The sequence below is a fragment of the Flavobacterium sp. genome, assembly GCF_031423415.1.
Classification (GTDB): Bacteria; Bacteroidota; Bacteroidia; order Flavobacteriales; family Flavobacteriaceae; genus Flavobacterium.
Window position 1 is genome coordinate 1 of sequence record NZ_JANPFL010000092.1, and the last position, 9,600, is coordinate 9,600.

Annotated in this window: 9 protein-coding genes and 1 tRNA gene; 4 read left to right on the plus strand and 6 right to left on the minus strand. The window is 34.0% G+C overall.

Going from position 1 to position 9,600, the window contains the following annotated elements; genetic code table 11:
- Nucleotides 1-169: 169 nt before the first annotated feature.
- Nucleotides 170-595: a protein-export chaperone SecB gene (locus tag RMO83_RS08205; protein WP_310559194.1), complete on the plus strand. Its 426-nt coding sequence runs from the start codon at nucleotides 170-172 to the stop codon at nucleotides 593-595.
- Between the two features lie 1,339 nt (nucleotides 596-1,934).
- Here RMO83_RS08205 and RMO83_RS08210 read toward each other — a convergent pair.
- Complete coding sequence (locus RMO83_RS08210) at nucleotides 1,935-2,738, minus strand: hypothetical protein (RefSeq protein ID WP_310559195.1); 804 nt, start codon at nucleotides 2,736-2,738, stop codon at nucleotides 1,935-1,937.
- A 90-nt stretch (nucleotides 2,739-2,828) separates the two neighbouring features.
- On the opposite strand from RMO83_RS08210, the gene RMO83_RS08215 reads away from it, so the two are divergent.
- Nucleotides 2,829-3,323, plus strand: a complete 495-nt coding sequence (locus RMO83_RS08215; protein ID WP_310559196.1) for a thermonuclease family protein — start codon at nucleotides 2,829-2,831, stop codon at nucleotides 3,321-3,323.
- 84 nt (nucleotides 3,324-3,407) lie between these two features.
- On the opposite strand, the gene RMO83_RS08220 is transcribed toward RMO83_RS08215, so the two are convergent.
- Together RMO83_RS08220 and bcp are read right to left on the minus strand one after the other, a co-directional pair.
- Nucleotides 3,408-3,492, minus strand: a tRNA-Ser gene (locus RMO83_RS08220).
- 437 nt (nucleotides 3,493-3,929) lie between these two features.
- A complete protein-coding gene (bcp, locus tag RMO83_RS08225) occupies nucleotides 3,930-4,382 on the minus strand; it encodes a thioredoxin-dependent thiol peroxidase (protein ID WP_310559197.1) in 453 nt (150 codons plus the stop codon).
- Nucleotides 4,383-4,622: 240 nt separating this feature from the next.
- Here bcp and nth point away from each other — a divergent pair, with 240 nt between their 5' ends.
- On the plus strand, nucleotides 4,623-5,282 hold the full coding sequence (gene nth / locus RMO83_RS08230) for an endonuclease III (protein ID WP_310559198.1): 660 nt from the start codon (nucleotides 4,623-4,625) through the stop codon (nucleotides 5,280-5,282).
- A 211-nt stretch (nucleotides 5,283-5,493) separates the two neighbouring features.
- Here the strand turns inward: nth and RMO83_RS08235 are convergent, their stop codons facing one another.
- From RMO83_RS08235 to RMO83_RS08245, 3 genes are all read right to left on the minus strand, one after another.
- Complete coding sequence (locus RMO83_RS08235; protein WP_310559199.1) at nucleotides 5,494-6,078, minus strand: sigma-70 family RNA polymerase sigma factor; 585 nt, start codon at nucleotides 6,076-6,078, stop codon at nucleotides 5,494-5,496.
- A gap of 402 nt (nucleotides 6,079-6,480) precedes the next feature.
- Nucleotides 6,481-6,981, minus strand: a complete 501-nt coding sequence (locus RMO83_RS08240) for a hypothetical protein (RefSeq protein WP_310559200.1) — start codon at nucleotides 6,979-6,981, stop codon at nucleotides 6,481-6,483.
- Between the two features lie 12 nt (nucleotides 6,982-6,993).
- Nucleotides 6,994-7,758: an MBL fold metallo-hydrolase gene (locus tag RMO83_RS08245; protein ID WP_310559201.1), complete on the minus strand. Its 765-nt coding sequence runs from the start codon at nucleotides 7,756-7,758 to the stop codon at nucleotides 6,994-6,996.
- 98 nt (nucleotides 7,759-7,856) lie between these two features.
- Here RMO83_RS08245 and RMO83_RS08250 point away from each other — a divergent pair, with 98 nt between their 5' ends.
- A complete protein-coding gene (locus RMO83_RS08250) occupies nucleotides 7,857-9,323 on the plus strand; it encodes a TonB-dependent receptor (RefSeq protein WP_310559202.1) in 1,467 nt (488 codons plus the stop codon).
- Nucleotides 9,324-9,600: the final 277 nt, after the last annotated feature.

Here is a 9,600-nt window from a genome sequence, read left to right on the forward strand (position 1 = left end):
TTGTGTAGAAACATAATTACAAGAGTAATGTTTTTCTAAAATTAATTTTACGCATTCAAGCTTAAATGCATAATCATACTTGACTTTTCTTTCCATAAAAATACCCCCAAATAGTGTCTAACTTTTTGGGGGCAGTCTAAATATGCGGGTTTTTTTTTAACTTCGCAATATGGAAAATAACGAAAATACACCTGCAAAAATTTCATTTAAAGGGTATAAATGTATTGAGCTTGTTTTTAATGCTTCCGACGAGTATATTAACGGCAAATTGCCTACCGATGTTAATTTAAATATCGATAAAAAAGCAAGGAAAAACGCAACAGCTGATAACGAGTTTGAATTAAATTTAATATTAGAAATATCAAGTAAAGAAGATGATACTAATATTAGATGTAATTTTATTGGTTATTTTTCTTCTGATGATGCAATCTCTAAAAGTTTTTTAGAAAGTACTTTTGTATCTATTAATGCACCAGCTATATTATTCCCTTTTATTAGAGCGTACATTTCTACCGTTACAATTAATGCAGGATTAAATCCTATTATTTTACCTACAATTAATTTTGCAGGTCTTTTAGAAAATAAAAAGGAATAATTTATTTGCAGTATTCTATTTTAAAGTATTATTGAAAAACCATTGTTTAGAGTTCGTTCTAAATTAGCATAAGACACCATTCAACATTTACGGTATCAACAACACGGGCAATCAAGCGGTCTCTCTTCGGTCGTTCCCTTTGTTCCGTTCGGCTGTTCCAGTCGGTCAACCTTAAATTTTCATAAGAACATTTTTGGTAATTAGGTAATCTATTATTTCAATTCAATTATCAGGTTTCCCTCCGTTCCACAGACACTTCACAGCACAAAAAATATAGCAGCTTGAAAATAAGCAGCTATATTTTTTCCGCTGTTCGTTCCTCATCTTCACACGGTCTCTACCCTTCGTTCGGTCGGGCTTATGCATCCACAATACCGCTTCATTTCGTTACAGTCATTCGTTCGCTTAACGCTCCATTTCATTACGCTGAAAGCTCTCTCTTTCCTTTCTCTACATTCCAGCCGTATTATGTCTGCCGCCCTCAGTATTTTCAGCGGTTGCTCCTTCGCACAGCCATCGGGGTTAGCACCGTTCAGTAAAAACTTCACTTTGCCCTAAATCAAGGAACGCCAAAAGGCTGACTTATATTTTTTCCCCGCCGTTACACGCTGCTATCCCTTCACTACACTTCGCTTAAGCTACGTTTCGTTCTCGGTCTAGCGTGGCTGTTCGATTGCCGCAACACCGCCTCTTCGCTCCTCATACATTCCGCTATAATTCCGCTATCGCTACATTTTAGCTCCATTCCTTGCGGTGCTTGGGGGTGTTTGATTGCCGTTTTCAAAAGAAGCATCCCCGAGAAACCCAATCAAGAAACATTCTGCTACAAAAAAAATAAAAAAAAGAAAGTAAATTTAAGTTACGGTTTCAAAAAGTAAAGTTCAAGCCCTACGGGTTTTTGAAAAAATCTCCACCCATACCGTTTCGCAACAACATTCATTTCCGTTTTCACGCCCAAATTTCCGATAATATATCGGGTAGTATTTTTTCAAAAAAACTTGACTTCTTTTGAAACCTCCACTATTACGACGACTTTCTTTTTTTTCTTTTTTTCTTTTCAAAAATTTAATGGAAAAAAGTAAAGCGATAACCTCATTTTTAATCCGACACCATACCGAATTTTACCAAATTATCAAATGGAAGATTGATATAGGACTGATTATATTGTATCATAATTACGAATAGATTGACTAATACTTATTCCGCACTTAAATGCACCATAACCCCTATATGATTGCACATTATAGAGAAATGGGTGCAAAATAAAAAACCCTCTCTTTCGAAAGGGCTTACTTTGCAATAATGCAGACTTTGCAAACTTGCAAACTGATGGTCTTTTTTATAATACCTCTTGGACTTTTAATGCGTTACCAGCATTGAATAAGTAGAAAATTCCGCTTACTTCTTGATAAAACTCTATTCCAATACTACCCAAAACAGCCACATTCGCAGTCATTGTTGGCGCACCAGGCAATGAAGCTGTAACTTCTATCAATGGGGTTACTGCATTTACAGGGGTATAATCCGAATAAGCGATGTTTGAAATTTCATTTAACGCAGGTTCAGCAGGTTCATAAGATCCAGTGGCAGCATTAAATATAGTATCCGAAACAACAGACAAAGCGTTGATAATTCTAAAATGTGAAGCTCCAGAAGGAATGTTCATATTTGTAAGCGGATTGAATTCTGGAACACTAAATGTACTTTCGTTTCTGTCAACTGTACCAGTTAATGTTGATGGTGCATTAAATACTCCATTAAACGAAATATTACGATTGAAATCCAACCCTTTTAAATACTGTGGTTGTTGAGATACTAAAACAGCTCTTTGCCCTCTAGCTTCAGAACCATCCTCAATATTGATTTTTTTCATAATTGCTGTAAGTCGTCCAGTCAATTGACTGTCTGACATTTGTTTCATCAATGATGATAATCCAATTCTAACAGATTTACCTGCATTGGCACAAGCCGCAAATTCGGACATATTCTCACGAGTACGAATAAAACCAGGTGCAGTTTTTACTTGTTCCGCAGTTGGTCCACCTTTTAGACCTGCAAAATAACCTTCGTTACCTTTAATTTTGAAGTGACGAACTTCACCTAACGTCCCGACATATTTGATATGTCCTTTCTGTCTAGCCATAAGCTTACGTTTTAATTGTTTTTATTATTAAAAATTTATTGTAAGTTTACACCATAAAACGCTGATAAACAACAACATAAAAAACGCAATATGATGCAATTTGGTGCTAAAGAAATGACAAGGCAAAAAAACCTTCTAGAAATAGTAAAATTTGTTGATGGGGATGGTATTATTTTAAAAGATATTATTTCTAAAAAGGAATTTGAAGTGAGATTATATGGAATAGATGCACCGGAGATTAACTATTGTAATAAGATAAAAAAGGATGAAAAAGAGTTGCAAATTCCAGCTGCTTTGTTAATCAAATTAGGTTTTTTATCTTTTAATTTTTTAAAGGATCAAGTTAATTTGGGGGATGTTTGCATATTAGTACAGGAAGAAAATAATTTAGTTGATAAATACGGAAGGCATTTAGGATATTTAATTCTAAATGATGGTAGAGTTTTAAACGAAATTATGATAAAAGAGGGCTATGCGAAGCCGTATAACGATGTTTTCTGTGAAATGCTTCCATTGTATCAAGAATGGAATTTACAAGCTAAAAACAGCTCAAAAGGATTGTATTCTATTGTAAATAAATTTTAATTTTATTGTTGGGAAGATGCTGGGAAAATATCAAAATAAAAAACCCTAACTTACTGATTAACAGTGGTTAGGGTTTTAATTAAGCGGAGAAAGAGGGATTCGAACCCCCGGACCTGTTACAGTCAACAGTTTTCAAGACTGCCGCATTCGACCGCTCTGCCATTTCTCCAATAAAGTGCATTCGATTTCTCAATGCGGTTGCAAATATAGGAACCTTTTTTTGTTTTACAAAAACTATTTTACAAAAAAAACTTTTTACACAAATAGGGGCTTAAACGATTAAAAAATAAAGGAAGTTTGCACATCAAATGTTCCTTCGAGATTTACCAAAAATCCATTCTATATAATTACAAATTTAACTTCGTTTTCTTGAATTGTTTTTAAACTTCACCGTTCAATATTCAATTCAAGTTTAAACAAGTGAATTTTAAATTGAAAGCATTTTTTAAGACGATAGTAGGATGGTGGTTTGGAATAAAAAATTGTGCATCATATTGAATTGAATGCTATTAGGGGTAATTGCGGACAATCAAAAGAAGTATTTTTTAAACAACAAAAACGCCAAAAAAAAGGTTTTTTTCTTGGCGTTTTTTGCATCAGTTGTAATTACTTCAAAATCTGAGCTGCGTGCTCTTTGGTTTTTACATCGGATATTATTTCATCAATAATTCCGTTTTCATCGACGATGAAGGTGGTTCTGTGAATGCCGTCATATTCCTTTCCCATAAACTTTTTTGGTCCCCAAACTCCGAAGGCTTGAATAACCGATTTGTCTTCGTCTGCCAATAATGGAAACGGAAAACTGTATTTATCCTTGAACTTGGCTTGCGCTTTTGCGCCATCGGCACTGACGCCCAAAAGTTCGTAATTATTAGCCTTAAAACGTTCGAAATTATCTCTTAAATCGCAGGCTTCGGCGGTGCAACCTGGGGTGTTCGCTTTTGGATAAAAGAAAACTACTAGTTTTTTTCCTTCATAATCGGCTAATTTGTGTGGAATTCCGTCTTGGTCTAGTCCTGAAAAACTGGGAGCTTTGTCTCCTTTTTTTAATGTTGTCATAATTGGGTCTTGGGTGTTGGGTGTTGGTTTTTAGGTTTTAGGTGTTGGTTGTTTTGCCCCAAATTGCAGTGAAAACCCCGCAGTTTTTGAAGTTAATTTTTCTTGAAATAGCAAAGCGACCAAAGGAAGCTCTTGCTATTGCTTAGAAAAAAAGCTGCAAAAATGAGGCGTTGAAACGGAAAGCTGGATTAGGCACATTATAAAAATTGTAGTAATTTTACAATTCAAATTTAGTGAAAAATGACCAAACAAGAACGGGTAACGTTTGTTATAAATACGTTAAAAGAATTATATCCCGAGATTCCGATTCCGCTGAACCACAAAGATCCTTATACGCTGCTCATCGCCGTTTTGCTTTCGGCACAATGTACGGATGTTCGTGTGAATCAGATTACGCCTTTGCTTTTTGCGAAAGCCGATAATCCCTACGATATGATAAAAATGTCGGTTGAAGAAATCAAAGAAATCATTCGTCCTTGTGGTTTGTCGCCAATGAAATCGAAAGGGATTCACGGTTTATCGCATATTTTGATTGATAAACACGGTGGAAAAGTGCCGCAAAGTTTTGAGAGTTTGGAAGAATTGCCAGCGGTAGGGCATAAAACGGCGAGTGTGGTGATGTCACAAGCTTTTGGTGTGCCAGCTTTTCCGGTCGATACGCACATTCATAGATTGATGTACCGATGGAATTTGTCTAATGGAAAAAATGTTGTCCAAACCGAAAAAGATGCGAAACGAATTTTTCCAGAGGAAACTTGGAACGATTTACATCTTCAAATGATTTGGTACGGGCGTGAATATTCTCCAGCTCGAGGTTGGGATTTAGAAAAGGATATTATCACAAAAATGGTCGGCAAAAAATCAGTTTTGGATGAATACTATAAAAAAACGTCCCGATAATTTCGGGACGTTTTATTAATTAGCTATAATCTCGAAACTTTTATTATTTACTTTTAAAACGCTTAACGCTTTTGAGTAATTTAATAAAAAAGAAATGGTTTCTTTTTTTGGTTTCATTGAATTGGTAACTAATTTTTTTGCAGTGTAAATTTTTGCCATATACTAATAAATTATAGTTTTTTATTAGAACGCTAAAATTTACAGTATCGTATCAACTTGTTAAAATTATTTGATGTTTGTTAATAACTTTTCTCATATTCATTAGAGCGTACCGCATTCTGCCCAAAGCAGTATTGATACTAACCCCTGTCAATTCTGAAATTTCCTTGAAACTCATATCTTGATACATACGCATAATTAAAACTTCTTTTTGATCGGCTGGAAGTTCGTCGATTAATTTGCGCAAATCGACTTCTACCTGTTCTTGAATTATCTTGTTTTCTATAGTAGGCGAATTATCGGACATAATAGAGAAAATAGAGAATTCTTCAGTTTCTCTGAACATTGGCATTTTTTTGCTTCTGCGAAAATGGTCAATAATCAGATTGTGCGCAATTCGCATCACCCACGGTAAGAACTTGCCTTCTTCGTTATAGGATTTAGATTTTAAAGTTCGAATAACTTTAATAAAGGTGTCTTGAAAAATATCATTCGAAATATCTCTATCAGAGATTTTTGAATAAATAAAACCAAAAATTTTGGATTGATGTCTATTGATTAAAACGTTCAAGGCATTTTCATCGCCATCAACGTATTTCTTTACCAATAAAGCGTCTGGAAGTTTACTATCAGCCATGCTTATACCTTTTAGTTTATAATAAATTCGGAATAATTTCCTCTAAAAAGTAATGCTATAGAATAGGCTAACGGTTTATGATTAATAATATTGGTCAAATTTAACTAATAATTATATTACTAAACAAATAAAAATGTTAAAAATAATTTTAAAAAGAGATATTTTTAACTACTTTTCATACTTTTTTATAGATTAATTTGTTGGAAACCCAATAATTTTAATGAAGTACTAGCGCCTTTGTTTCTTAAAATATAAAGATTAGGTACTTATTTGCATAATAGCTATTAATACTAATACTAATTTGCACAATAGTCTTAGATCGGCTATAATTTAATTTTACTTTTTGGGTCAACTTATTATTAGGGACTGACATCCGGAAGAGCGCTGAATTCTAAAAAACTATTATTTTTGATACAACAAAGATTCAAATGTTTCAAAAGAAATTGTTTCATCCTCATTGACAAAATACTTTATTAGTACTTCACCCCAATATTCTCCGTCACTAAAATCGGCAATAATCCAACGATGGTTTAAGATTTTTACTTTATTGATGATGAATTTATTGGCTCCAATTTGATCTTGACCAACATAAGGATTCCCTTTAGGATTGGTATTTAAATCCAATAATTTTTCGGTCACAACAGGAATCAGTTTTTCTATTTGAATTGTCTTTGTGGCATTGTCAGGATTGAAATAATTCTGGGCATTTTCATTTTTTTCCAATGAAAAATAGGTGGCATCAGCCAGTTTTGTCTTGACAGCGTCTAAATCCTTGTTCAACTTTGCTTCTGTTCTTGCAGATTGATCTTTTTCGAAAGCTACTTCTTTGCTGAAATACATATAGGTAAAAACATTCAAAAGCAAAACAATAATAAATAGGTAAAGTAATAATGAGTTTTTCATTTCAAAATAATATTAAATGGTAATTTGCAGATTATCGTAAGCCAAATAAACGTTTTTAGGAAGTTTTTGTTGTACTGCCTCATGAAAACCCATAATGTGGCTGATGTGTGTAAGGTAGGCTTTTTCTGGTTGGATTAAAATGATGAAATCCAATGCTTCTTGCAGATTAAAATGAGTATTGTGAGGCTCTTCACGCAAAGCATTAATGACCAAAACTTTCAAATTGTGCAATTTGTCAATTTCAGATTTTTCTATAGTTTTTACATCGGTCAAGTAAGCAAAATCATCAATTCTATAACCAAAGACTTGAAGTTTACCATGCATTACATTGATAGGAATAGCTGTTTTATTTCCAATGGAAAAAGGCTGATTATTGATCACTTCTATTGGTCTTACAGAAGGCGCACCGGGATATTTGTTCTCCGTTTCAAAGATGTAATCAAATCGTTTTTTTAAATTTCCAAGAACACGTTGATGACCATAAATTGGAATATCACCTTGCTTAAAGAAAAACGGGCGAATGTCATCTAATCCTGCTGTGTGATCCGAATGTTCGTGAGTATAGAGAATCGCGTCTACTTTTTGACAATTCGATTGGAGCATTTGTTGTCTAAAGTCGGGGCCACAATCGATGAGAAAAGAATAATTGTCCCAATGAATCCAAACCGAAACACGGAGCCTCTTATCTCTAGAATCGGTACTCTGACATACCGAATGATTGCTCCCAATTACAGGAATTCCTTGAGATGTACCAGTTCCTAAAAAATAAATATTCATCAAATATACCCTTTGTTAATAATTGTACAAAAATAGCAATAAATCTCTGCATTTTGAAACATTTTTTACTAACTTTGCATCAAAACAGCGATTTCTTTATGAAAAGAGACACGGAAATTAAATTAAAAGGTGACAAAATCATCGAACAAATCCCTTCTTTAAAGGATAAAGCCCTTCGTATCAATTTGAACGAAAACATCTACGGGACTTTTTCCGAAATTGGTGCTGGTCAAGAAACAGTAAGGCATTTTTTTAGAGCAGGAGGTTCATCAGGAACCATTGCAAAAGCGATGTCGGCTTATGATAAAGATTTTAGTGATGCCATATACGGTGTTGAAGAAGACGGTCGCTATGTAACAGAAAGCCGTCTCAAAAAAATTCTTAGTCACGAAGCGGGCTTAATTGAAAAACGTTTAAGCAGAAAAAAACACCCCAACAAAATCTTTTTCAGTTTTGCAAATACGGTTGCTACTATTGATTTTGCTAAACAATTCAAGGGACACGGTTGGGTTGGTATCAAATATCAATTGGAACCCGAAGAAGAATACAATGAGATTATTCTTCACATTCGATTCAAGGAAACCGATGTGCGTTTGCAACAAGAAACGCTTGGTATACTTGGTGTAAACCTAATTTATGGTGCCTTTTACAAATACAATGACCCTAAACATTTACTGCGTTATTTATACGATCACCTTGACAAAGACCAGTTAGAAATAGATACCATCAACTTTTCTGGACCGCGGTTTGCCAATGTTGACAATCGTTTGATGAGTTTACAATTAGTAAAAAATGGCATGACCGATGCGGTAATATTCGACCCAGAAGGTAAAAACATTCTTCCTGCAGCCATCTTGTACAAAAAAAATATCCTTGCCATTCGTGGAAGTTTTCGTCCTGTTACCAAAGTAAATATGGATATGTATGAGGAATCATTAAAAATGTTTCTCAAAGAGCAAAAAGTGATTCAAGAGAACACTTTGGTCATTTTTGAAATAACGCTTTCTAATTTACGTTCGGAAGGTGAAATTGACGAAAAAGACTTTATGGATAGGGCGCAATTGCTCTGTTCTTTAGGACAAACGGTGATGATTTCTAATTTTCAGGAATATTACAAAGTGGTCGAATATTTTGCAAGATACACTAAAGCCCGAATGGGATTGGCAATGGGTGTTAATAATTTAATAGAAATTTTTGACGAAAAATACTATCGCCATTTGAGTGGTGGGATCTTAGAAGCTTTTGGAAAACTATTCTACCGAGATCTGAAAGTATATTTATATCCTATGCTAGACGCAAATGGCGTAATTACAACATCTGACACACTAATTATACATCCTCGAATCAAAGAATTGTATAAATTCTTTAAATTCAATGGTAAAGTGGTGGATATCGAAAACTATAATCCTAAAAACTTAGAAGTGTTTTCTCGTGAAGTGCTCAAAATGATTCGTCAGTGTAAACCAGGTTGGGAAACGATGTTGCCTACTGGTGTGGCCAAAATCATTAAGAAAAAGAAACTCTTTGGTTATGACCCGAACGTCCTTTTAGAGGAAAATAGTTAAAAAAATAAAATATAAGAAGCCAAGAACATAAAAATTCTTGGCTTTTTTGTTTTAGATTACTTCTAGCTTTAGCAAACCGTATTTACAGTACTTCATAAAGTTGCTAGGCCATAATGAAAAAGTATACTATTTGGAACTGTCTTGTCCTAAAATAGATTTACAAAAAAGTGTAAAAATATGGAAAGATATTCAAGAGTAAGTAGTTCAAAGTGGCAATCTATATATTCGGAAGAATTTAAAAGATTTGTTTGTAATGATTATTTAACAGGTTCTTTTA